Genomic DNA, 24009 nt, shown 5'->3' on the forward strand with positions numbered 1-24009 from the left:
GCCGCCGTGCACCGCCTACTCGTCGTCCTCGTCGTCGTCCAGCCGCGCCAGCCATGTCGCCAGCCGCTCCACCGGCACCTCGAAGTCCGGGTTCAGGTCGACGAACGTCCTCAGCTGCTCGGCGAGCCACTCGAAGGTGACCTCCTCCTCGCCGCGCCGCTTCTCGAGTTCCTCGATTCCGCGATCGGTGAAGTACATGGATCGTGCTCCGTGGGTCGGTCGCAGGGGTAGGGGTCCTCCGTCGGGGGAAGGACCCTTGTTCCTGCGAGGGGAGGAAGTGCTCCGCTCTCCGGTGGGGGAGGGGACAGGAAAAGGATAGGCGCAGGGGGGCGCGGCCCTGTGGGCCGCCGGACCCCCGTGCGGACGGATCCCGCTGCCTGCCCGCGCACGCGCGGGAGGGGCAGGAGGGACTGGGGGAACGGGGGAGTGGCATGAGCGGTGAGGACGTGACACGGGTGGCGCGCATCGCGCTGCCGGACGGGACGCCCGTCTGGGCCCGTATCTCTGGCGCCGGTGAGCTGTCCGCGCCGTCCGGGCGGCTGTCGTACAGCGACACCGGGTTCGCCGAGCGGGTGGAGGCGAGCGTGGAGAGCCTGCACGCGCTCGTCACGGGGGTCGCGCGGTCGCTGGCGGAGCCGCTGCGGGCGGTGCGGCCGGACGAGGTGAGCGTCGAGTTCGGCATCGAGCTGACCGCCAAGGCCGGGAAGGTCGTCGGCCTGCTGGCCGACGGCGAGGCCAAGGCCGGCATCACGGTCACCCTGACCTGGAACAGCGGGCCCCCCGACCTCGGCGCACCCCAGGCCGGCACGACCGCCGGAACGGACGCCCGCACAACCGGTGGCGCGACCGCCGGAACGAACGTCGGCGCGACCGCTGGAAATGACCCCCGCGCGCGTGACGGCTTCTCGGTGCAGGCATCGACCGCACCGGCTCCACCCGCCTCACCGCCCCCGCCGCCGCCCGTCTCGCCCCCGTCGCCCGTTCCGCCCCCGCCACCTACGTCGCCGCCGCCTGTCTCATCGGCCTCGACCACCGCACCAGCCGCACCTGCCTCATGCGACGCACCCGCTTCGTCCGGCGCCGACGGGGGGCGGCGCGCGGGCGCGTCCCCCGGCGCGCCGATGCACAGGGGGGCCGACGGCGCCGTCGGCGGGGGCGGAGCATGACGGGCGGGCACGCCCCGGGCGCATCGAACGCGTTGGATGCGGCCCGCCGTGCGCTGCGTGGACTCGTCGTGGCGGCGACCGTGCGCATTCATCGCCCGGTGGTCGGGTATGCCCTGGATGAGCCCGGGACGTTCCTCGGCAGCGGCTTCTTCGTCGCTCCCAACTGGGTTCTGACCTGCGCACACGTGGCCTGCGGCGGGGAGGGGGGCAAGGTTGCCGTGGTGTATGAGACGGCTCCGGGACGGGGTGCCTCGACCGCGCCCGGCAGGGTGGTGGCGACGCTGCCCGAGCGTGGCGAGCGGGCCGCGTCCGCCGGCAACTGGCCGGCCCCGGACCTGGCCCTGGTGCAGCTGACCGAACCGGTCGACGACCACGAGTGCGTGTACGTCTCCGAGCGTCCGGCGGCCTACTACGGCGAGGGCCGGGTGCTGTACGCGGGCTGGACCGAGAGCGAGGGCCGGTTACAGGTCCTGGACGGCACGCTCACGGTGCAGGGGACGATCGGCGGGTGGTCCTCGGACGTGCAGATGCGACTGGGCGACAACGACCTGCCCTACGGCGTCTCGGGCGGTCCGGTGATCGACCCGGTGCGCGGCGAGGTGATCGGCGTCCTGAAGGCGCGCTCGGACCACCGGCCGGGCGGGACCTCCACCGGGATCGAGCAGCTGCGCACCCTGCGGGTGCCCGCGGAGGCGGTGCCGGCCGAGCACAGCGACCTCTACCAGGCGGTCTTCCACGCCCATGACCGCTACCACCGCGACCGGCAGCGCCACCCGGCCTCCCGGCGGCAGACCTGGACCGACGTCCAGGGCAGGCTGGGCGCCCGTCCGGGCCGCACCCTCAGTCCGGACGAGCGGATCCAGCTGCTGGGCCGGCTCGCCGAGCTCCCACCGCCCGAGAGCACCCGCGGTCTGCTGGACATCCTCGACTCCCTGCCCGACCTCCAGGGTCCCGTTCCGCTGCCCGCGCCGCGCGGCTGGCGCGACGGTCTCGGCGCGCTGTACGAGAGCGCGAGCGACGACGGGGCGCTGGAGCTGGTGCTCGACTACGCGATGCGGGCGATGTCCGCGCCGCGCCCGTTCGTCGTGCCCAGCACCCCGGACGCCGAGAAGGCCCTGTGGGTCTGGGTCTGGCAGGCCGCGCAGCGGTTGAGCGCCCGCTACCGGTCCGGCCTCGCCGAGCAGCGGATCGCGCGGCTGCGCCGACGGGACGGGGTGGAGCGCGACGCCCCCGACACGGTCTCCGGAGGCGCGCGCGCCGTGGACGGTCCCGGCGGGCGCGGCCGACGGCCCGGGCAGGACGCACGCGCGCGGGCCCGTGGCCGTGGTCCGAACAGCGCGGCCCGGCCCTCCGCCCTGCTCGAGCTGGTGCGGCGCGGCTGGGAGCCGGACCGCTGCGACTGGTCGGTCTGCGTGACCGTTCCCGGCGGCGAGGCGGTACGGCTGCACGAGGCCGAGCGCACACCGCTGGCCGAACTGCCCGGCCGCCTGGCCGGACCGCTCGCGGAGGCCTTCCGCCACTGCGACGAGCCCGGCAGGCCCGCGCTGCTCCAGGTGGCGCTGCCCTCCGCGCTGCTCGGCCTCGAAGTCGACGCCTGGCAACTCCCTCCCGACGACGCGCCCTTGGGGACCCTGCGGCCCGTCGTCGTGCGCTGCGCGGACCGCGACCGGCTGCCCGACGGGGCGTTCGGGGCGTATGCCGCGGCCGGCGGCGACGCCTCGGCCGACTGGCACGACCGGCAAAACCCGCAGGACCCACAGGACCCACAGGACCCACAGGACGCAGGAAATCCGGAGGCGCCGGGAAACGACGACGTACACGACGAACACGGTGCGTACGGCGATGAGGGCGGCGGGTACGACGACTACGGCGACGAGGACGTGGACGCGGAGCGCCGGGCCCGCTGGCGCTGGCTGCACGCGCACCGCGCGCGGGCCGAAGTCCTCGACTGCGACGAGGGGTTGCGCAAACCCGTACCGACCGTCGAGCAGCTGCGCGCCCTGTCGCACGGCACCGTCCCGGTGCTCTGCCGTTATGGCGACCTCCGTTACGAGGACGACGCGGAGGCGCTCGCCCGGATCGTGCTCGGCGGCTACGGCGTGGCCCTGTGGCGCCGGCGGCGCGGCCGGTCGGACGCCGTCTGCGGCGAGTTCCACCGCGGGACGATCGACGAGATCGCAGAACCGCCCACCGTGCGGCACCTTCCGGAGGCCGTGCACGATCTCCGGGTACGGCTGCGCGAGGGCCGCACGGAGTCCTTCTGGGCCGACGGCGTGGCCCTGTTGTACGACGATCCCCACCAGCCCCTCCCCGGAACGGGTGACCTGCTGGAGGCCCCTTGAGGCACCCGTCCGCGGGGCCGGCCGGCCCCTTACCAGGCACCTCCAGGATGGATAACGTGATGCACGTTCGGACCGCCGCGGCAGTGGACGAGTGACGAGGACCGGATCATGACCGAATCCAGTGAGTGGCTCATCTACCGAGGCGCCGGCGAACCGCACGACGGGATCGAGCGGCTGCCCGACCCTCCCCCGTGGCGGGACTTCACCAGCCGGGACGCGGCGGGGTCGGGCGACGGCTCCCAGGACCGCAGGCTCGGCGCGCACCGGCACCTGGCGGAACTGCACCGTCCGGGCGCCGAGGAGCTGGAGATGATCAACGCGGCGCTGTATCTGCGCCGTCCGCTGCTCGTCACGGGCAGCCCCGGCGCGGGCAAGAGCACCCTCGCCCACTCGGTGGCGTACGAACTCGGGCTCGGCAACGTGCTGCGCTGGTCCATCGTCAGCCGTTCCGCACTGCAGGACGGGCTCTACCACTACGACGCCATCGCCCGGCTCCAGGACGTGCAGATCGCGGCCCAGGGCGGGTTCGGGTCGGCGGCCGGCTCGCCGGGCGCGGTGGAGGGCATCGGCAGCTACATCCGGCTGGGGCCGCTCGGCACCGCCCTGCTGCCCTCCGACACACCGCGCGTGCTGCTCATCGACGAGCTGGACAAGAGCGACATCGACCTGCCCAACGACCTGCTGAACGTCCTGGAGGAGGGCGAGTTCGCGATACCCGAGCTGGAGCGGATCGCCGACCGGCTGCCCGACGGCGAGGCGGAGGTGCTGACCGCCGACGGCGTGAAGGTACGGGTGCGCGACGGACGGGTGCGCTGCCGCGCCTTCCCGTTCGTCGTGCTCACCAGCAACGGGGAGCGCGACTTCCCGGCCCCGCTGATGCGCCGGTGCATCCACCTGGAGCTGGGGCGCCCCGACCACAGCCGGCTCGCCACCTTCGTCCGCGCGCATCTCGGCGACGAGGCGGCCCGTGCGGGGGACGATCTGATCACGCGGTTCCTGGAGCGGTCGCGCAGCGAACTCCTCGCCGCCGACCAGCTGTTGAACGCGATCTACCTCACCGACGCGGCCGCGCCGCCCAGTCGTGACCGGCTGGCCGACCTGCTCATCCAGCGACTCGACCGCCCGAGGTGAGGGCCTGATGCCCGACGCAGCGGCCCGCCACGGCCCCGTCCCGCCCGACGACGACCACCACCACCACGATCAGGACCACCGCGATCAGGGCGACCACGACGATCCCTCGGCCTCCCCGCTCACGGCCCGGGCCCCGGCCGCGGTCCCCGACGGAGGTGACCCGCTCGCCGAACTGGTCGCGCGGCTGCGCGGGGTGGGGCTCGATCCGGACGTGGAGCAGTTGTGCGACGCGCTGTGGCTGGCGCGGTGGACCCGGCCGGCGGACCTGCCCGAACCGGAGGAGCCGCGTGCCGAGGCCACGGACAGGCCCGCGTTCCTGCGCGACGGCGGTCGGGGCGGGGGCCCCGAGGGAGGAGGGCGGGGGGAGCGGCCCGAGCGGCCGGAGCCGCCCCCGCAGGAGGTGGGCGCCGACGGACGCGTGAGCCTGTACCCGGTGCCCCAGGACGGAGTCCCGCGCGCCCGCGGCGTGGGCCGGGCCGCCGCGCTGCCGGTGGGCGTGCCCGCCGCCCCCGCGCTGCCCGCCCCGCTCGAACTCCAGCGCGCGCTGCGGCGGTTGCAGCGCTACCGCAGCCCGGCGCCGCCGCTGCGCACACGGCTCGACGAGACGGCGACGGCGGAGCGCAGCGCACAGGCGGGCGGCCTGATCATGCCCGTTTACCGTGCCGTGGTCCGGGGCGACGCCCGGCTCCAACTGGTCCTGGACGCCTCGTCGTCGATGCGGGTCTGGGACCGGCTCTTCTTCGAACTGGAGCAGGTGTTCGGCCAGTTGGGGGCCTTCTCGGACATCAAGGTCAGCCATCTGCACCAGGGCCCGGACGGCGCTCCCGCCGTCAGCCGCAGCCCCGACGTGTACGCGGCGCCGCTGCACTCCACGGACCGGCTCAGCGACCCCACCGGCCGCCGGATCGTGCTCTTCGTCAGCGACTGCGCGGGCCCGCTGTGGCACAGCGGACAGGCGCACCGGCTGCTGCACCACCTCTCCCGGCAGGGCCCGGTCGCCGTGCTCCAGCCGCTTCCGCAGCGCCTGTGGAACCGCACCCGACTGCCCGTGGTCTTCTGCGAGTTGAGTAGGGGCGAGACGCTGGGCGGGGCTGCCGCACTGCGGGTGCGCACCCCGTCCGGTGTTCCGGCGGAGGCCCGCCGCGGAGCTCTGCCGGTGCCCGTGCTGCCGCCCGAGCCGGTGGCCCTCGGCGCCTGGGCCAGGCTGCTGTCCGGGGCCGGCGCCGGGCCGGTGCCGGGCGCCGTGGGCTGGGTGCGCGCGGACCAGCCGCCCGCCCCCGCCGGGCGCGCCGACCGGCGGCGTACCCCGTTCGAGCGGGTCAGCAGGTTCAGCTCCAGCGCCTCCCCGGCCGCCGGACGGCTCGCCGTGTACCTGGCCGCCGCGCCCCTGTGCCTGCCGGTCATGCAGCTCGTCCAGCGCACGATGCTGCCCGACTCGGGGCCGTCGGAGCTCGCGGAGGTGCTGGTCGGCGGCCTGCTCACACGGGAGTCGGAGGAGTACGCCGACGACGGCGCCCAGTGGTACCGCATCGATGCGGACGTGCGCGACGCCCTGCTGTCCCGGCTCGGCCGCGACGAGGCCATGCTGGTGCTCAAGCACTGCTCGGAGTACATCGAGCAGCGCTTCGGCAAGGGCGGCCCCAACTTCCCGGCGCTGGCCCTCGCCCAGCTCGGCGACGGCGGCGCGGGCCGCCCCTACGCGCCCGCCGCCGGCGCCGCGGGCCGCGCCGACCGGGCCGACCACGGGGACAACGGGGACCACGGCGGCAACGGCGACGAGGCGCCCGTGCCGCAGCCCTTCGCCGAGGTCGCCGCGCGCGTGCTGCGGCGCTTCATGCCGCTGCCCGAGCAGTTCGAGACGCCCATCGGCCGCACCGGCCCGGGGCGTCCCGAGGAGCGGCCGACACACCAGGCGGTCCGCCGGGCCCGCACGCTGATCGAGCGCTTCGACGGCGAGGGCATGATCCAGGATGTCATCGACGCGGTGCAGCTGCTGCGCGGCGCCACCGAGCACGAGCGGCCCCCCGGGGCGGACCCCGAGCTGTGGGCCGAGTACGCGCGGTGCACGCTGCGCCTGTGGGAGGTGCAGGGCGGCGACGACCTGCTCCAGGAGGCGGAGGCGGCCGCGGAGCGCGCCACGGCGCACCCGGGGCGGCTGCACGAACGGGCCGTCCTGGCGCGGGTGCTGCACGCCGCGGCGACCGACCGCAGACGCCGCGCCGACCCGGCCGGCGCCCTGGACCTGCTGCGCCGCGCCGACCGCGAGTACGCCGTCGCCTGCGCGGCGCCCGACCTCGACCACCACCAGGCCCTCGAACTCACCCTGGAGCGGGTGCGCGCCCTGGAGGCGCAGTGGCGGCTCGGCGGGGACAGCGCGCTGCTCCAGGGCGCCGTCGGCATGCTGGAGGCCTTCGCCGACGTCTGGCCCGACCGCCGGCAGCGGCCCCCCGAACTCCCCCTGGAGCACGGCCGGATCCTGCTGCGCCTCTCCGGTGCCACCGCCGACCCCGTGCAGGCCCGCGTCTACGCCGAGCAGGGCGCGCAGTCGCTGCGCGCCGCCCTCGACACCGGGGAGGCGCCCGACACCGCGGAGTCGGCACGCGCGCGGGTGCGCGTCCTGATCGACCTGGTCGACGCGCTGCTCCAGGCGGGCGGTCCGCTGGACGACGCCCAGGCCCGCGTCGACGAGGCCCTCGCCCTGGTCCGCGAACAGGGCCGGCGGGCGGCGCTGCTGGCGCGGGCCGGCCGGATCGCGGTCGCCCGCCACCGGGAGTCGGGCGACGCGGCGGAGCTGGAGACGGCCGCCGACCGCTTCGCGCAGGCCGCCCAGCGCATGTCCCGCGACGCGCCCGCGCACGCCGACGTCCTCGCCGAGTGGGGCGAGGCGCTGTTGCGGCTGGCCGGACTGCAGACCGGGGCGCGGGCCGAGGGCACGCTCTCCCGGGCGATCCGCGTGCTGCGGGACTGCCGGATGGAGACCCCGGCGGGCAGCGCGCAGGTCGCCCACCGGCTGCTGCTGCTCGGCCGTGCGCTGATGCTGCGCTACCGGGGCCGCGGGGACCGCGTCGACCTGCGCGAGGCCGAGCACCTCTTCGGACTCGCCGCCGTCGACGCGGCGGACCCGCTGCTGGCCGCCCGGTGCCGTCTGGAACTCGGCCAGGTCCAGTTCGAGGCCTACCGCAGCCTGCGCCGCCCGGCCCGCCTCGACCTGGCGGTCGATGCCTTCCGCGACGCGGCGGAGTCGGCCCGGGAGGCCGAGGGGGCGGCCACCACGGAGCGCCGGCGGCACGAGGCCGTCCGGAAGGGTGCGCAGGCGCACCACTGGCGGGGTATGTCCTATGAGGCGGCCTCGCGGCCGAGGGCCGCCCGGGAGGCCTACCGGGCCGCCCGGACGGAGTGGTCACGGCTGCCGGAGGGCAGCCTGGTCGCCGACGGGCCGACGGCCGCCGAGACGGCGGAGCGGCTGGCCGCGCTGGAGCGGGTGACGTGAGCCGAGCGGGTTGGGGAGGTACGGGCATGACCGTACGGGGCGAGTCCGTGGCGGAGAGGACCGCGCAGGACGTCGGCGCGGGCGGGCCCGGAGCGGGAGAGTCCGGCGTGGGAGAGCCGCTGCCGGATCTGCTGGCGCTGGACCTCGCGGAGTTGCGGACGATCGGGCATCCGGTGCTGCGGGAGGTGGTGGAGGACCTGCGGGAGCGGGCGGGGAGGTCGAGCGAGACCCTGTGGGGGTTCGACGCCGTGCTCTGACCGCCCTTCCGTAACTGCCGCCATTATCGGACGAGTTCGATCGTCTGGAAGTCAGATCCGGTCTTATCTGCGCGCGACTCGGACAAGTTCGGTCGGTCGGGGTTTGTGTCCGCGGTGCGCTCGGGCATGCGCCCCGTGCGGCCCAGGCGCGGGCGCCGTGCCGCGGGGCACGCGGCGGCGCGGGCCGAAGGGCGGCCGCGGGGCGGCTTCGGGGCAGCGGTAGGGCATGGGGGTGCTGGAGTGTCCGGACAGGCCTTCCGGCAGTTCATCGTGAAGATGCACGGCCGCTGCAACCTCGCCTGCACCTACTGCTACCTCTACGAGGGCCCGGACCGCACCTGGCGCACCCGCCCCGCCACGGCCGCCCCCGACGTCCTCGACCGCACCGCGGCCCGCATCGCCGAGCACGCCCGCGCCCACGCCCTGACGGACCTCTCCCTCGTCCTGCACGGCGGCGAACCCCTGCTGGCCGGCGTCGAGACCCTGACCCGCTTCACCGACCTCGTCCGGGACCGTGTCCCGACGGGCTGCACGGTCCACGCCGTCGTCCAGACCAACGCCACCCTGCTGACCGCACGACGGCTGGCCGTCCTCGCCGGCGGCGGCATCCGGATCAGCGTCAGCCTCGACGGAGGGCGGGCCGCGCACAACGCGCGCCGCGTCGACCACGCCGGCCGTCCCTCCTGGCCCGCCGCCGCGCGCGGCGCCCTGCTGGCCGCCGAGCACGCGCCGGCGGCGTACGCCGGCATCCTCACCGTCGTCGACGCCACGCTGGACCCCGTGGAGACGTACGAGTCCCTCCTCGGCCTGCGCCCCCCGGCTCTCAACTTCCTGCTGCCGCACGGCAACTGGTCCGCCCCGCCGCCCCACTGGTCCGGCGCCCGGCACGGGGAATGGCTGTGCGCCGTCTTCGACCGCTGGTGGGACGCGGGCCGGCGGGAGACCCGCGTGCGGCTCTTCGAGGAGTGCCTCGCCCTCCTGCTGGGCATGCCCTCCGCCACCGAGTCCCTGGGCCTCGCGCCCTTCGACGCGGTCGTGGTGGAGACCGACGGGTCGATCGAGCAGACGGACTCCCTGAAGTCCGCGTACGACGGCGCCGCGCACACCGGCCTGGACGTCTTCCGGAACACCTTCGACGACGCCCTGCGGCACCCGGCGGTCGCGGCCCGGCAGGCCGGCACGGCGGCCCTCGCGCCGCAGTGCCGCGCCTGCCCCCTGCTCACGGTCTGCGGAGGCGGCCACTACGCCCACCGCTACCGGGCCGGACACGGCTTCCGCAACCCGTCGGTGTACTGCGCCGACCTCCAGCGGCTGATCCGCCACATCGCCGCCCGGCTCGCCGCCCACGCGCCCGACGCCGCCCCAACCGCCACCGCCGTCCGGGCCGTCCGTACCGCCCCAGCCGCCATCGCCGGCCACGCCGCCCCCGCGCCGCACTCCCTGCCCGCCCTCCGCGAAGGGGGCGCTCCGTGATCCGGCCCGCGGTCCCGGAACGCGGCCTGGTGGAGCTCGGCCGCACCCGCGGGGACCCCGACACGCTGGCCCTCCTGGCGCGCGACCAGGACACCCGGCGCCTGCTCCTCCTGCGCGCCGTCCTCGACGCGGCCGACGCGGCGGACCCGGCGGTCTGCTCCACGGCACGCAAGGCACGGCTGCGCGAGGACTGGGCCCTGCTCACCGAGGCCGACCGCCTTCGCCCGCCCGCAGACCACCCCCGCCCGCCCGGCGCGCCCGCCGGTCCCCGCCCGCCGGCAGGTCACCCCCACCCGCCCGGCGCCGCGCACTCGCCCGCCCGCGCCCGCCTCTTCCACCCGCTGACCGGCCCCTGGGCGCTGAGCTGTCTGCGCGGGCTCGACGGGCGCGGCGGCCCCGCGGACGCGCACCGGGACCGCCGGCTCCGCCAGGACCTGGCCCACTTCAGCGCCCTCGCCGCGGTGGCCGCCGCCCGCGCCGGCATCCCCTTCACCGTGCGGCTGACCGCCCGCGCCGGGGTGCTCGCCCTGCCCTCCCTCGGCGCGCTGCACACGGCCACCGGCGCGGACGCCCCCGTCGACGTCACCCACCGGCACGGACGGCTGACACTGCGCCGGCCCGACGCGCCCGACGTCGTCGTCCACCTGGAGAGCGGGATCGGAGCCTGGTCCGCCGCCCTCGCCTGGACGCCCGTGCGCACCCTGCCCGGCCTGCTGCCCGCCGCCGCCCCCCTGCCCCTGGACGACGTGGACCCGTACCGCACCGCGCCCGGGCCCGGCCACCGCGGCCTCGGCGGACCGGCCGTGCTCGACGACACGGACCACAAACGCTGGCTGCAGGCCTGGTCGGGCACCGAGGCGGCCCTGCGCTCCGGCGGCGCGCACCGGGTGGCCGAAGCGGCGGCCCTGCTGCGCTGCCTCGTCCCGCTCGAGAGCCCGCCGGGCGCCGACGGGCGCGACAGCTGCAGCGCGACACGGCACGAGGCGTTCGGCGCCCTGCTCGCCAGCCCCCCGCACGACGCCGTCGCCCTCGCGGCCACCCTCGTCCACGAACTGCACCACGCCAAACTCGCCGCCCTCGGCAACCTGGTGACGCTCCATCACGCAGGTCCCGAGGCCCGCTACTTCGCCCCCTGGAAGACGGGCCCCCGGCCGTACGACGCCCTGCTCCAGGGGGTGTACTCCCATCTGGCCCTCGCCGACTACTTCCAGCACCGGGCGCTGGTCGTCCCGCCGCCCGACCGCGAGTACGCCTGGTCCCGGCACGCCCGCTACCGCGCCCAGGTCAAGGCGGCGCTGCCGGCGCTCGTCGGCTCGCCCGACCTCACCGTCCGCGGACGCCGGTTCGTCGACGAGATGGCCGCCGCCTACGAACGCATGGCCGAACACCCGGCGCCCCGCGACCACACCGCCCGGGCCGACGCCTACGTGAAGGCCGCACGCGCTTTGTGGACACAGCGTCATACTCCGGCTCTGCCACGCCCGAAAGAATGAGGATGGCCTGCGAGGGGCCGTCGGGTGAGCGAAGATCGTCGGGCCGAGGCGCGCGCGGAAGAGGTCGGCGGACTTACGCGCGCCGCGCCGAGGTCCTAGGATTTTCGAGGTACTACGTGCTGGAGGCCGCTGCATGTCTGGAGCTCGTACGCCGGTCGGGGCAACCGGAAGAGGGGCCGCGAGGCAGGCGGTCACGATCCATTTCGCGGGGTTCAACCGGGCCTGGGCGGCCTGGATCGGAGACCGGCTGGAACGCCGCGGCCTGCGCGTGGTGTACCTGCGCTGGGACTCCCCGGCCGACGTTCCCCTGGTCGATCTGCTGCGCGACCTGGAACTCGCCGAGGGCCGCATCCTCATCGTCGTCAGCGAGTGGTACTTCCAGCTCGGACCCCGTACGCAGGAGGAGTGGAACACGGCACTGCGCGAGGTCGTCGCCCCCGACCCGTCCCGGTTCGCCGCCGTCTCCGTGACGACGGCCTCCGTACCGGCCGCGACCGCCGTCCTCGCCCCCGTCGACCTGACCAACATGGGCGCCGAGGAAGCCGAGCGCCGTCTGCTCGACCGGCTCGACCTGCCCTTCGAGCCGCAGCCCGACACCCCCGACGGCGCCCGCCGCGGTCCCCGCTTCCCGGCCGCGATGCCCGAGGTCTGGGGCGGGGTGCCGCGCCGCAACACCCGCTTCACCGGCCGCGAGTCGCTGCTCAACGACGCCTACCACCTGCTGCAGGGCGCGGAGCCGGGCGCCGGCGTGGTCACGCTGCACGGCATGTCCGGCGTGGGCAAGACCCAGACCGCCGCCGAGTACGTCTACCGGTTCGGATCCGAGTACGACGTCGTGTGGTGGGTCAACGCCGAGAAACGCGTCACCTACCGCCGGCTGCTCGCCGAACTCGCCCCGAAACTGGGCCTGCAGACCGGCCAGGAGTACGGCGAACGACTGCGCTCCGTCCGTGACTCGCTGCGCCGCGGCGACCCGTACGGGCGATGGCTGCTGATCCTCGACGGAGCCGACGAGCCGGACCAGATCTGGGACCTGGTGCCCACCGGTCCCGGCCACGTCATCATCACCTCCCGCAACCCCGAATGGACCGAGCACAACAGCAAGTTGCTGGAGGTGCCCGTCTACGCCCGCGACGAGTCGGTGGCGTTCATCAGGCGCCGCGCGCCCCGGCTGTCCGAGGGCGAGGCCGACCAGCTCGCGGACGCCCTGGAGGACCTGCCGCTGCTGCTGGACCAGACGGCGGGCTGGCTCAACGACTCCGACCTGTCGGTGCGCCAGTACATCGCCCTGCTGGACGGCGGCATCGACAGCGACGTGGTGAAGGTGTCGGCGGACTTCCCGCTCGCCTTCCAGACCGCCTGGTCGATACTGCTGAACAAACTCCGCGAGACCGTCCCCGAGTCCGTGGACCTGCTGCGGCTGTGCACTTTCTTCGCGCCCGGCTTCATCCCCGTCCGGCTGCTGCGCGAGATGTCGAGCGACGAACTGCCCGAACAGCTCGCCGGGCTGCTCAACGACCCGCTGCTGTGGAACAAGGCGATCAACCAGCTCCGCCAGTACTCCGTCGTCCGCCTGGAGTCCCACGAGGCCGTCGGCGACGAGGGCGCCGGCTCCGGGGAGTCGCTGTACCTGCACCGCATGGTCCACCAGATCGTGCACAAGGACATGCCGGACGCCGACCGCAAGGAGTTCATCGACGTCGTCCGGCTGGCCCTCGCCGCGGCCGACCCGCGCCGGCCCACCGACCCCGACCTGTGGCCCGGATACGCCGAGATCGTGCCGCACCTGAAGTACGCCGACGTGCTGCAGACCCAGGAACCGACCGTCCAGCGACTGGTCTTCAACTGCCTGCGCTACATGTACTTCTCCGGCGAGTACGTCGCCGGCATCAAACTCGGCGAACGCGCCATGAAGGCCTGGCGCGAACTGCTCGGCCCGACCCACCCCCGGATCTGGGAGCTGACCTACCACTACACCAACCTGCTGCGGGCCGTGGGCGACTACGCCGCCACCGAGGCCCTCAGCCGGGCCGCCGCCGAGCACCTGAAGGCGGAGCGCGGCCCGCAGGACCTGGAGCATCTGCGGGCCGCCGCCGGCCTCGCCGCGGACCTGCGCGGCCTCGGCCGCTACGACGAGGCGCTGGAACTCTCCCAGTGGGTCCTGGTGGCCTACCGCGACCTGCTGGGCGACCAGGACTCGCGCAGCCTCAACTCGCTCAACAACCTCGCCGTCTCGCTCCGGCTGCTCGGCCGTTACCCGGAGGCCCTGGAGCACGACCGGCGGACCATGGAGTCCCGCCGCCTGCTCCTGCGGGCCCGCCATCCGTGGACCCTCGGCTCCGAGATCTCCTACGCCATCGACCTGCGGCTGCTCGGCCGCTACGCCGAGGCCGAGTCCATCCAGGCGAAGAACGTGCGCGAGATCCGCCTCGTGATGGGCCGCGACAACCCCCAGACCCTCAAGGCCGAGCACAACCTCGCCCTGTGCCGCTACCGCCTCGGCGAGCGGGACCGCGGCCGCGACCGCGGCGCCGAACGCGAGGAGCCCGGCGAGCTGCTCTCCAGCGTGCTGGAGCGCGGCGAGCGGGTGCTCGGCGAGACGCATCCGCTGACCCTGATCTTCGCGACGGCCCAGAGCTGCTACGCCCGCGAGCACGGCGACATCGACCGGGCCCGCGAGCTCAGCGAGGCCGTCGTCGCGCGGTACGAGGTGATGCTGGGCGACGAGCATCCGTTCGTCGCCGGGGCCCGCGCCAACCAGGCGCTGATCCTGCGCAACGTCGGCGAGCGGGAGGCGGGCCACGTCCTCCTCGAGCAGGCGCTCGCCGCGATGACCGACGCCGTGGGGGAGCACCACCCCTGGACGCTGGGCTGCGCCCTGAACGCCTCCGCCCTGCGCAACATCGTCGGCGACACCGAGAGCGCGGCCGAGCTCAGCCACGACACGGTGGGCCGGGCCGTCGAGACGCTCGGGCGCACCCACCCGCTGACCCTGTCGGCGCGTATCGCCCACGCGGCCGACCTGCGCGGGCTGCGGGACCGGCGGCAGGCGGAGAAGGTCGAGCAGGAGGCCCTGTCGGACCTCGACGCGACGCTGGGCAGCAAGCACCCGCACACCGTCTCGGCCCGCTCCCGCAACCGGCCCTACTGGGACTTCGAACCCCAGGTCATCTGAGGCCGGCGTCGGCCGTGTATCCACGCATCCGCGCGGCCGCACGGACCGACCGGCAGAAACAGCCGTACAGACGCACAGACGCACAGCCGTACAGACGCACAGACGCACGGCGAAGGGCCCGCCCCCCGACATGCCCGGGGGACGGGCCCTTCGCCGTGGATCACGCCGCCGATGCTCTCTCGACGGTCAGCGGGTCACGCCTCGAAGACCTCGCGGACCAGCTGCTCCTGCTCGGCCTGGTGGCGCTTCGCCGAGCCGACGGCCGGGGACGAGCCGTGCGGCCGCGAGATGCGGCGCAGACGCTCGCCGTGCGGGATGTCGGCGCCGACCGCCAGGTCCAGGTGGTCGATCAGGTTCAGGGCGATGAACGGCCAGGCGCCCTGGTTGGCCGGCTCCTCCTGCACCCACAGGTACTTCTCGGCGTTCGGGTACTTGTTGACCTCGGCCTGGACCTCGGCGCCCGGCAGCGGGTACAGCCGCTCGAGGCGGATGATCGCCGTGTCCGTGATGCCGCGCTTCTGCCGCTCGGCCTCGAGGTCGTAGTACACCTTGCCGGCGCAGAAGACGACCTTCTTGACCGCGTCGGCCTGGACCGACGTGTCGCCGATGACCGGGCGGAACTGGCCCGACGTGAACTCCTCCGCCTTCGACGCGGCGGCCTTCAGCCGCAGCATCGACTTCGGGGTGAAGACGACCAGCGGCTTGTGGTGCGGGTTGTGCACCTGCCACCGCAGGAGGTGGAAGTAGTTCGACGGGAGCGTCGGCATCGCGACCGTCATGTTGTTCTGGGCGCAGAGCTGGAGGAAGCGCTCGACGCGGGCCGAGGAGTGGTCCGGGCCCTGGCCCTCGTAGCCGTGCGGGAGGAGGAGCGTCACACCGCTCGTCTGGCCCCACTTCTGCTCGGCGGCCGAGATGTACTCGTCGACGACCGTCTGCGCGCCGTTGACGAAGTCGCCGAACTGCGCCTCCCACATCACGAGCGCGTCGGGGCGGGCCAGCGAGTAGCCGTACTCGAAGCCCATGACCGCGTACTCGGACAGCAGGGAGTTGTAGACGTTGTAGCGCGCCTGCTCGTCGGCGAGGTACTGGAGCGGGGTGTGCTCCTCGCCCGTCTCACGGTCGATGAGGACCGCGTGGCGCTGGCCGAAGGTGCCGCGCTGGGAGTCCTGGCCGGACAGCCGGACCGGCGTGCCCTCGAGGAGGAGGGAGCCGACCGCGAGGGTCTCGCCCATGCCCCAGTCGATCGTGCCGTCCTCGACCATCGACGCCCGGCGCTGCAGCTGCGGCAGCAGACGCGGGTGGACGTGGAAGTAGTCGGGGATGTTGACCTGCGACTCGGCGATCCGCTTGACGGTCTCCGCGGAGATCGCGGTGTTCACGGCGACCGGGAACTCCGCCTGCGGGTCCGACACCGGGCCCGCGCTCGGCTGGGCGGTGACGGCCTCGCGGACCTCGGTGAAGACCTTCTCCAGCTGCCCCTGGTAGTCCTGGAGCGCCTGCTCGGCCTCTTCCAGGGTGATGTCGCCGCGACCGATCAGGGACTCGGTGTAGAGCTTGCGCACCGAGCGCTTCTTGTCGATCAGGTCGTACATCAGCGGCTGGGTGAAGGCCGGGTTGTCCGACTCGTTGTGACCGCGGCGGCGGTAGCAGATGAGGTCGATCACCACGTCCTTGTTGAACGCCTGGCGGAACTCGAAGGCGAGCCGCGCGACGCGTACCACGGCCTCCGGGTCGTCGCCGTTCACGTGGAAGATCGGGGCCTCGATCATGCGCGCCACGTCGGTGGCGTACATCGACGAGCGCGAGGACTCCGGGGCGGCCGTGAAGCCGACCTGGTTGTTGATGACGATGTGGACCGTGCCGCCGGTGCGGTAGCCGCGCAGCTGCGACATGTTCAGGGTCTCGGCCACCACGCCCTGGCCCGCGAAGGCGGCGTCGCCGTGCAGGGCGACCGGCAGGACCGTGAAGTCCGAGCCGCCCTTGTTGATGATGTCCTGCTTGGCGCGGGCGATGCCCTCGATGACCGGGTCGACCGTCTCCAGGTGGGAGGGGTTCGCGGCCAGCGAGACCTTGATCTGCTCGCCGTCCAGGCCGGTGAAGGTCCCCTCGGCGCCCAGGTGGTACTTCACGTCGCCGGAGCCGTGCATCGACTTCGGGTCGAGGTTGCCCTCGAACTCGCGGAAGATCTGCGCGTACGACTTGCCGACGATGTTCGCGAGGACGTTCAGCCGGCCGCGGTGGGCCATGCCGATGACGACCTCGTCCAGGCGGGACTCGGCGGCCGAGTCCAGGACCGCGTCCAACAGCGGGATGACGGACTCGCCGCCCTCCAGCGAGAAGCGCTTCTGGCCGACGTACTTGGTTTGCAGGAAGGTCTCGAAGGCCTCCGCCGCGTTCAGCCGGCGCAGGATGCGCAGCTGCTCCTCGCGCTCCGGCTTGGTGTGCGGGCGCTCGATGCGGTCCTGGATCCAGCGGCGCTGCTTGGGGTCCTGGATGTGCATGAACTCGACGCCGGTGGTGCGGCAGTACGAGTCGCGCAGCACGCCGAGGATGTCGCGCAGCTTCATCAGGGACTTGCCGGAGAAGCCGCCGACCGCGAACTCGCGCTCCAGGTCCCACAGGGTGAGCCCGTGCTCGGTGATGTCGAGGTCGGGGTGCTTGCGCTGGCGGTACTCCAGCGGGTCGGTGTCGGCCATGACGTGGCCGCGGACCCGGTAGGAGTGGATCAGCTCGAAGACCCGGGCGGCCTTGGTGACGTCGTCGTCGTGGCTGGCGTCGATGTCCTTGAGCCAGCGGACCGGCTCGTAGGGGATGCGCAGCGCCTCGAAGATCTCGTCGTAGAAGCCGCTCTCGCCGAGCAGGTAGTTCGCGACGATCCGCAGGAACTCGCCGGAGGCCGCGCCCTGGATGACCCGGTGGTCGTAGGTCGACGTGAGCGTCATGACCTTGGCGATGCCGAGCTTGTTCAGGGTGTCCTGGCTGGTGCCCTGGAACTCCGCCGGGTAGTCCATCGAGCCGACGCCCATGATGACCGACTGGCCGGGCATCAGACGCGGCACGGAGTGCACGGTGCCGAGGCCGCCGGGGTTGGTCAGCGAGACGGTGACGCCGGTGAAGTCGTCCATCGTCAGCTTGCCGTCGCGGGCGCGGCGGACGATGTCCTCGTAGGCCTGCCAGAACTCGAAGAAGTTCAGCGTCTCGGCCTTCTTGATGCCGGCCACGACGAGTTGGCGGTCGCCGTTGGCCTTCACCAGGTCGATGGCCAGGCCGAAGTTGACGTGCGGCGGCTTGACGAGGGTGGGCTTCCCGTCCTTCTCCGCGTAGTGCCAGTTCATCGACGGCATGGCCTTGATGGCCTGCACCATCGCGAAGCCGATCAGGTGCGTGAAGGAGATCTTCCCGCCCCGGGCGCGCTTGAGGTGGTTGTTGATGACGATGCGGTTGTCGAACAGCAGCTTCACCGGGACCGCGCGCACGGACGTGGCCGTGGGCAGCTCCAGCGAGGCGTTCATGTTCTTGGCCACCGCGGCGGACGGGCCGCGCAGCGTCACGAACTCCGGGCCCTCGGCGGCGGCGGGGGCCGCGGGCTTCGCCGCGGCGGCCGGCTTGGCCGCGGGGGCCGGGGCCGGCTTCGCCGGGGCGGGAGCGGCGGCCGCGGGCTTCGGCACGGCGGCCGGGGCCGGGGCGGGAGCCGGAGCGGCGGCGGGGGCCGGCTGGGCCGGGGCGGCGGACGCGGGGGGCGCGGTGGTGGTCGCTGCGGCCCCCGCGGCCGCAGTACCCGCCGTAGCCGAGGGGGCAGCGGCCCCTGGCTTGTAGTCGGCGAAGAAGTCCCACCAGGCGCGGTCTACCGAATTCGGGTCCTGGAGGTACTGCTGATAGATCTCGTCGACGAGCCACTCGTTCGGTCCGAACGCGGCAGCGGGGTTCTTGCCCGCTTGGTCTGCGTCGGTCGAGATGCTGGAGTTACTGGGGGACTGTGGCGACACGGCGGCAACCGCCCTCTTCCGCTTCACAAGGTGATGGACAGCGGGAATAAAGGCTACGCCCCCATGAGGGGGAGAGTCAGGCCGGGCCCGTCCATCGTCGCGTAAGTCACATCGGAGAGGGCGTTTCGGGGGTGGAAATGGCGGGAAACAAGCGCGGTTACGCGTCAAAAGGGTGTGCTGATGCACGTCACGCACGACGGGCGTGCGGGCCCTTCGCCGACCTGCGTCGGCGCTCTGCCTGATCACACGTGTCCGACAGGGCGAACACCGGTGGATCTTGCGGCTCCGCTTCGCACTTTACGTCAACTCGGGACGGAGGACTCTCCCGGAAGAGTGACAAGAATCCGGCAGCCCCGCTCGGATTCGGCCACTCCGATCCGGCCTCCGTGAAGATCGACCGCCCAGCGGGCGATCGCCAGCCCCAGCCCCGTACCGCCGTCGCTGCCCGGCCCGTGCGGCCGGCGGACGGCTCCCCGGTTGAACCGCTCGAACACGCGGCGCCACTCCGAGCGCGGAATGCCGGGCCCCTCGTCCAGGACCTCGATCTCCAGCGACTCCGGCAGCGGCCCGCGCCGCGCCTTCACCGTCACCCGTCCGTGCGGCGGGCTGTGCTTGACGGCGTTGTCGATCAGGTTGGCGACGACCTGGTGGATGCGCTCCGGGTCCGCGTGCGCGGTCAGCTCCGGGGGGCACACGTCCAGGTGCAGATGGACGTCCGTGCGCGTGTGGCTGCCGCCCGACCCCATCGTGGCGCGCGCCGAGGCGACCATGTTGGCCTCCTTCAGCACGCCCGACAGGTACGGCCACACCTCGAAGCGCCGCCTGCGCAGCGGGACGACGCCGTTGTCGAGGCGGGACAGGTCCAGCAGGGTCTCCACCAGCCGCCCGAGCCGCTCCGTCTGCTTCAGCGCGGTGCGCATCGTCTCGGTGTCCGCCTCGGCGATGCCGTCGACGACGTTCTCCAGGACGGCGCGCAGACCCGCGATGGGCGTGCGCAGCTCGTGCGAGACGTTGGCGACCAGCTCCTTGCGCTGGCGGTCCTGCGCCTCGAGCTCGTCCGCCATGACGTTGATCGTCTGGGCGAGGTCGCCCAGCTCGTCGCGGCGGTTCTCGCTCACCCGGCGGGTGTAGTCGCCGTGCGAGATGGACCGGGCCACCGTGTTCATCTCGTCCAGCGGCGCGGTCAGCGAATGCGCCACGAACTGCGTGATGAGCAGCGTCGCCACCATCGAGAAGACCGTGATGAAGCGGAGTTCGGTCTTGGTGTGCACCGCGATCATCGACAGACCCGTGGTGATCAGCACCGAGATGACGACCAGCGCACCCAGCTTGGTCTTGATCGAGAACGGGCGCACACGGCCCCAGGGCTCCCCCGTTCCGGGAGCGGGGCTTCTGGGTCCGTCCTGCCCGGGGCTCATGGCGTCGGGGTCTCCAGCGCGTAGCCCACGCCGTGCACCGTGCGGATCCGCTCGGCGCCGATCTTCCGGCGCAGCGCCTTGATGTGGCTGTCGACCGTGCGGGTGCCGGAGGCGTCCGCCCAGTCCCAGACCTCGGCGAGGAGCTGCTCACGGGAGAGCACCGCGCGCGGGGTGTTCGCCAGGCAGACCAGCAGGTCGAACTCGGTGGGCGTGAGGTGCACGTCCTCCGAGCGCACCCGCACCCGGCGCTGCGCGTGGTCGATCTCCAGCTCGCCGAGCCGCAGGATCCCGCTGCGCGGCGTGGTCGCCGCGATCGCGGCCCGCTCCACCCGGCGCAGCAGCACGTGCACGCGTGCCGCCAGCTCCCGCATGGAGAACGGCTTGGTCATGTAGTCGTCGGCGCCCACGCCGAGTCCGACCAGCATGTCGGTCTCGTCGTCGCGCGCGGTGAGCATCATCACCGGCACCGGACGGGACGCCTGCACGCGACGGCAGACCTCCAGCCCGTCGAAGCCGGGCAGCATGATGTCGAGGATCAGCAGGTCGGGCTGCCAGGCCTCCGCCGTGTCGACGGCCGCCGGACCGTCGCCCGCCGTTTGCACGAGGAATCCCTCGGCGCGCAGGCGGGCCGCGATGGCGTCGACGATCGTCGGATCGTCCTCGACCACCAGGACGCGCCGCTGCGCGCCCGGTGTGGCGGTCGCCGTGCTGTTGTGTGCGGTGTGTGTCTGCTCCATCGCCCGCCCCTGAGTGTGCTTTCCGGAACCAGTGGGGTGATCCCATGTCTGCGCATGACTGCGGTTGACGCGTAAATGATCGGCGTCAGGGGTGCAGCGTACGGGGAGTCACCACGGCTTTGCTATCCAGGCCGGACGGCGAGATGCACGACGTCCGGCACTCCTCGGGCAACCGGGATCTCTTCGGTACGCACCTGCTGGAACCCGGCATTCCGCAAGGTTCCCTCGAATTCCGGAGAGGGCCGGGCAGACCATACGGCCAGTACACCGCCCGGTCTCAACACCCGTGCGCAGCCCGCGAGTCCGGCGGGGGAGTACAGGCTTCCGTTGCCTTCGGTGACGGTCCAGTCGGGCCCGTTGTCGATGTCCAGGCATACCGCGTCGAATGTGTCGCGAGTCTCATGGACGTAGTCGAGGAGATCCGCTGCCACGATCGTCGATCTGGGGTCGGCGAGCGCCGGCCCGGAAAAGGCGGCCAGCGGGCCGTCGAGGTGCCAGTCGATCACGGCCCGCTCGCGCTCCACGACGGTGATCCCGCCCCAGCGCGGGTCGGCGGCCGCGTGGCTCAGAGAGAAGCCCACGCCCAGGCCGCCGATCAGCAGACGCGGGGCCGCACGGCCGTCGAGCGCCGCACGCGCCGCCTCGACCAGCAGGCGCTCCGAGCGGCCGTCCGAGGTGTCCATCAGGAAGCAGCCGTTGGCGATGATCTGGAGCAGCTTCCCGTGCCGGCGCAGGACCACCTCGCCATAGGGGCCCTCGCGACGGTCCAGCACTTCCGGGGCGTCGGGCATGTCGTACGGGAGAGGCATGAGCCCATCCTGGCAGTCCGCCGGCGGCCGATCGAGGGAAATCCGTGTACGGCAGGCGCAGTTGACGTACTGACGTTCGAGTCGGGTTCGGCCGCATGAGAATCGGCCGAGAGGAGTCTCAGAGGTTTCTGTGAATCGGCCTGGGCGTGGCGCGGATCACAGACAGCGGGCGGGCGGGGCGCGAAGGGTGGGGGTGAAACGGAAGGAGCGCCTCAGGTGGAACGCACGACCTCACCCACGAGCCCGCCCCTGCCCGGCGCCGCGGGAATCCCCGGCGGCACGGGGATCGCCGACGCCGTGGAACTGCCCGACGCCGCCGGTCTGCTGGACGGCATCCCCGGCCAGCGCGGCGCGCGGCCCGCCCCGCCGCTCCTCCGACGGCCCGGCGAACGCGGCGCGGAAGGTCCGGCCGAGCCGCCCGCGGGGACGGGCCCCGCCCCGCGCCCCCGGCGCGCGGCCGGGTTCCGGGTGCGGGTCCCCGTCCCCTTCACGCTCGCCTATGCGGCCCTCCTCGCCGTCACTTCGTACGTCGCCGAGCATGCCGACCCCACCCTCGTGTACGCCCTCTACCAGGGCTCCAGCACCGATGTGGCGCACCTGCTGCAGACGCCGGCGCTGGTGCTGGTGGCCAGCGCGCTGTGGGTGGCGGGCGGCTTCGCCTCGCCCTTCACGCTCGGCTTCGTGGTCGTCCTCACCGCGTTGGAACGGCGGATCGGTGGGGCCCGCACCGCGGTCGTCTTCCTGCTCGGACACGTGCTGGCCACCCTCGCGACCGAGGTCCCGGTGGGTCTGGGCGTGCTGGTGGGGCGGCTGCCCGACAGCTCGCTCCACCGACTCGACTACGGCATCAGCTTCGGCGTCGCCGGGAGCGTCGGCGCGCTGGCCGGACTGCTGGGGCCGTGGCTGCGCGGGTTCCTGCTCGTCGCGTTCGGCGGGATGCTGCTGCAGGACCTGATCGCCTACACCGACCCGCTGACCAACTGGGGCCATCTGATCGCGCTGGCGATAGGCGTCGCCCTCTGGCCGTGGGTCCGGCGCTGGGATCTGAGGGGCCGACCGGCCCGCCCTCGGCCCGCGGAGCCCCTCCCCGCGGCGTGAGCGCGCGCCTGTCCGGCTCGTGAGCGCCGGCCCCGCAACCGGGCGTCAACCGGACGGGGCCTGGCCGGGCAGGTTCCGGCCGGACATGTTCCGGCCGGGCGAGTTCCGGTCGGGCAGGTGCCGGTCGCAGGTGTTGGCCGCACAGGTGGCGGTCGGTCACGTTCCGGTCGGACGGGTGCCTGTGGGACAGGGCGCCGGCCGGACGGGTGGTGCCGGTCGGTCACGTTCCGGCCGGGCAGGGGGCGGACGGACGGGTGCCGGTCGGACGGAGTGCGGCCGGGCCCGCGCTCACCGGACCGGCCGGGCGGGTCTCAGTCGTTGAAGCGGACCGTGCCGTCCTCGCAGAGGGTGGGGTGGAGCTTCATGGGGCCGTACTCGTCCACGTCGGACGGGCGGGGCGGTTCGGGACCGTCGGGGCCCAGCCGGATCATCCGCTCGACGCGGCAGACGCGGAACCGGCGGCCCTCCACGCTCGCCTCGTCGGCCCGGCCGGCCGCCCTGAACGCCTCGGCGGCCCGCGCGTACAGGGCCTTCTTGCGCTCGTCGAAGCGGTAGAGCATCGCCCAGACGCGGGCCATCCCCTCGTACAGCGCGCGGCGCGCCTCGTGCGGGGTCGCGGCCAGCGAGCCGAACGGCGTCCAGTCCGTGCCCTCGAGCTCCGCCACCGAGAAGCCGACCGGCAGTCTGACCACGTCCGGGTGGGTCAGCGCCGCCCGTGCGGAGTCCTCGCGGACGTCGGCGGGGAAGCGGGCGCCCGTGTACGTGAAGTCGCGCAGTCCGAGCCGCAGCGCGCCCGCCATCGGCCCCTCGTCCCGGCCGGGGTCGAGGGCGAAGCCCACGTCCGGCGACGGCGCGGCGCCCGGGTCCTCCCAGGAGGCGCCCGGGACCTCCGGGTCGGTGGGCCGGGGCGGCTCCAGCCCCTCGTCGCCGGTCCGGGCGAACTCGTCGCCGCGCACCACCCGGTAGCGCACCCCCAGCGCCTCGACCTCGTCGGCGGGGGCCCGCTCCAGCAGGGCGACGGCACTCAGCAGCTCGCGCCGCACGGTCGGATCGCCGGCGCCGTCCTTCGCCTGGAACCAGAGGTGCGAGTTCAGCCCGTCCCGGGCCTGCTGGGGCATGCCGTCCACCACCGGCTTCAGCAGCCGCCAGCACGGCCCCTCGGCGGCCGGGTCCAGCGCGGCGACGCCGAAGACGGGACCGCGCAGCGCGATGTGCGGGTAGCGCCTGGAGGCCTCGACGGCGTCCGCCTCGGTCACCCAGGCGACGGGGTCGTCGCGGAGGACCAGCTCCGCGTGGAGGGCGTCGAGACGTCGCTTCCAGTCATCGGTCATACGCGCATTGTGGTCGGGGCGAAGGGGTGCTTCGGGGCGAATGCCGGAAGTGGGCGGGGTACGGGCAGGGGGCGCGGGGGGCGTGGCCCGTCGTGCGGCGGCA

Annotated in this window: 15 protein-coding genes; 9 read left to right on the forward strand and 6 right to left on the reverse strand. The window is 73.7% G+C overall.

All coding sequences use genetic code 11. The features are described 5' to 3' along the window. Positions 1 to 15: 15 nt before the first annotated feature. Positions 16 to 198 (reverse strand): DUF6104 family protein, encoded by a 183-nt coding sequence (locus QF032_RS26375; RefSeq protein ID WP_019058231.1) that lies wholly within the window; start codon positions 196 to 198, stop codon positions 16 to 18. A gap of 233 nt (positions 199 to 431) precedes the next feature. Here QF032_RS26375 and QF032_RS40910 point away from each other — a divergent pair, with 233 nt between their 5' ends. The 8 genes from QF032_RS40910 to fxsT all read left to right on the forward strand — a co-directional run bounded on the left by QF032_RS40910 (position 432) and on the right by fxsT (position 14527). After that, complete coding sequence (locus QF032_RS40910) at positions 432 to 1166, forward strand: CU044_2847 family protein (RefSeq protein ID WP_444875854.1); 735 nt, start codon at positions 432 to 434, stop codon at positions 1164 to 1166. Beyond that, the gene (locus tag QF032_RS26385) at positions 1163 to 3508 is read left to right on the forward strand and encodes a VMAP-C domain-containing protein (protein ID WP_307057719.1); all 2346 of its coding nucleotides are present in this window, start codon (positions 1163 to 1165) and stop codon (positions 3506 to 3508) included. The genes QF032_RS40910 and QF032_RS26385 overlap by 4 nt, the downstream gene beginning before the upstream one ends. 108 nt (positions 3509 to 3616) lie before the next feature. Next, entirely contained in the window at positions 3617 to 4639 is a 1023-nt protein-coding gene (locus QF032_RS26390) for an AAA family ATPase (RefSeq protein ID WP_307045845.1), read from the forward strand. A gap of 7 nt (positions 4640 to 4646) precedes the next feature. Beyond that, positions 4647 to 8129, forward strand: a complete 3483-nt coding sequence (locus QF032_RS26395; RefSeq protein WP_307057721.1) for an SAV_2336 N-terminal domain-related protein — start codon at positions 4647 to 4649, stop codon at positions 8127 to 8129. Positions 8130 to 8155: 26 nt separating this feature from the next. After that, the gene (fxsA, locus tag QF032_RS26400; protein ID WP_307057723.1) at positions 8156 to 8386 is read left to right on the forward strand and encodes an FxSxx-COOH cyclophane-containing RiPP peptide; all 231 of its coding nucleotides are present in this window, start codon (positions 8156 to 8158) and stop codon (positions 8384 to 8386) included. A gap of 276 nt (positions 8387 to 8662) precedes the next feature. After that, positions 8663 to 9859: an FxsB family cyclophane-forming radical SAM/SPASM peptide maturase gene (locus tag QF032_RS26405; protein WP_373430493.1), complete on the forward strand. Its 1197-nt coding sequence runs from the start codon at positions 8663 to 8665 to the stop codon at positions 9857 to 9859. Next, entirely contained in the window at positions 9856 to 11352 is a 1497-nt protein-coding gene (locus tag QF032_RS26410) for an aKG-HExxH-type peptide beta-hydroxylase (protein WP_444875855.1), read from the forward strand. Before QF032_RS26405 ends, QF032_RS26410 begins: the two co-directional genes overlap by 4 nt. Positions 11353 to 11485: 133 nt before the next feature. Continuing rightward, the gene (fxsT, locus tag QF032_RS26415; RefSeq protein ID WP_306949323.1) at positions 11486 to 14527 is read left to right on the forward strand and encodes an FxSxx-COOH system tetratricopeptide repeat protein; all 3042 of its coding nucleotides are present in this window, start codon (positions 11486 to 11488) and stop codon (positions 14525 to 14527) included. A gap of 194 nt (positions 14528 to 14721) precedes the next feature. Here fxsT and QF032_RS26420 read toward each other — a convergent pair whose 3' ends face one another. From QF032_RS26420 to QF032_RS26435, 4 genes are all read right to left on the reverse strand, one after another. Then, positions 14722 to 18513: a multifunctional oxoglutarate decarboxylase/oxoglutarate dehydrogenase thiamine pyrophosphate-binding subunit/dihydrolipoyllysine-residue succinyltransferase subunit gene (locus QF032_RS26420; protein ID WP_307057727.1), complete on the reverse strand. Its 3792-nt coding sequence runs from the start codon at positions 18511 to 18513 to the stop codon at positions 14722 to 14724. Positions 18514 to 18815: 302 nt separating this feature from the next. Beyond that, a complete protein-coding gene (locus tag QF032_RS26425; protein WP_307045856.1) occupies positions 18816 to 19931 on the reverse strand; it encodes a sensor histidine kinase in 1116 nt (371 codons plus the stop codon). Then, entirely contained in the window at positions 19928 to 20668 is a 741-nt protein-coding gene (locus QF032_RS26430; protein WP_020130720.1) for a response regulator transcription factor, read from the reverse strand. Before QF032_RS26430 ends, QF032_RS26425 begins: the two co-directional genes overlap by 4 nt. A gap of 122 nt (positions 20669 to 20790) precedes the next feature. Then, on the reverse strand, positions 20791 to 21477 hold the full coding sequence (locus QF032_RS26435) for a spermidine synthase (protein ID WP_307045858.1): 687 nt from the start codon (positions 21475 to 21477) through the stop codon (positions 20791 to 20793). 216 nt (positions 21478 to 21693) lie between these two features. On the opposite strand from QF032_RS26435, the gene QF032_RS26440 reads away from it, so the two are divergent. Next, positions 21694 to 22575 (forward strand): rhomboid-like protein, encoded by an 882-nt coding sequence (locus tag QF032_RS26440; RefSeq protein WP_373430383.1) that lies wholly within the window; start codon positions 21694 to 21696, stop codon positions 22573 to 22575. Positions 22576 to 22886: 311 nt separating this feature from the next. On the opposite strand, the gene QF032_RS26445 is transcribed toward QF032_RS26440, so the two are convergent. Further along, positions 22887 to 23906, reverse strand: a complete 1020-nt coding sequence (locus tag QF032_RS26445) for a DUF5954 family protein (RefSeq protein ID WP_307057729.1) — start codon at positions 23904 to 23906, stop codon at positions 22887 to 22889. Positions 23907 to 24009 lie beyond the last annotated feature (103 nt).

The sequence above is a fragment of the Streptomyces achromogenes genome, assembly GCF_030816715.1.
Taxonomy (GTDB): domain Bacteria; phylum Actinomycetota; class Actinomycetes; order Streptomycetales; family Streptomycetaceae; genus Streptomyces; species Streptomyces achromogenes_A.

Coding starts and splice junctions, on each gene's coding strand:
- fxsT (WP_306949323.1), top strand. CDS start 11,486: ATGTCTGGAGCTCGTACGCCGGTCGGGGCAACCGGAAGAGGGGCCGCG.
- QF032_RS40910 (WP_444875854.1), top strand. CDS start 432: ATGAGCGGTGAGGACGTGACACGGGTGGCGCGCATCGCGCTGCCGGAC.
- QF032_RS26430 (WP_020130720.1), bottom strand. CDS start 20,668: ATGGAGCAGACACACACCGCACACAACAGCACGGCGACCGCCACACCG.
- QF032_RS26435 (WP_307045858.1), bottom strand. CDS start 21,477: ATGCCTCTCCCGTACGACATGCCCGACGCCCCGGAAGTGCTGGACCGT.
- QF032_RS26395 (WP_307057721.1), top strand. CDS start 4,647: ATGCCCGACGCAGCGGCCCGCCACGGCCCCGTCCCGCCCGACGACGAC.
- QF032_RS26390 (WP_307045845.1), top strand. CDS start 3,617: ATGACCGAATCCAGTGAGTGGCTCATCTACCGAGGCGCCGGCGAACCG.
- QF032_RS26375 (WP_019058231.1), bottom strand. CDS start 198: ATGTACTTCACCGATCGCGGAATCGAGGAACTCGAGAAGCGGCGCGGC.
- QF032_RS26405 (WP_373430493.1), top strand. CDS start 8,663: ATGCACGGCCGCTGCAACCTCGCCTGCACCTACTGCTACCTCTACGAG.
- QF032_RS26445 (WP_307057729.1), bottom strand. CDS start 23,906: ATGACCGATGACTGGAAGCGACGTCTCGACGCCCTCCACGCGGAGCTG.
- QF032_RS26425 (WP_307045856.1), bottom strand. CDS start 19,931: ATGAGCCCCGGGCAGGACGGACCCAGAAGCCCCGCTCCCGGAACGGGG.
- QF032_RS26385 (WP_307057719.1), top strand. CDS start 1,163: ATGACGGGCGGGCACGCCCCGGGCGCATCGAACGCGTTGGATGCGGCC.
- fxsA (WP_307057723.1), top strand. CDS start 8,156: ATGACCGTACGGGGCGAGTCCGTGGCGGAGAGGACCGCGCAGGACGTC.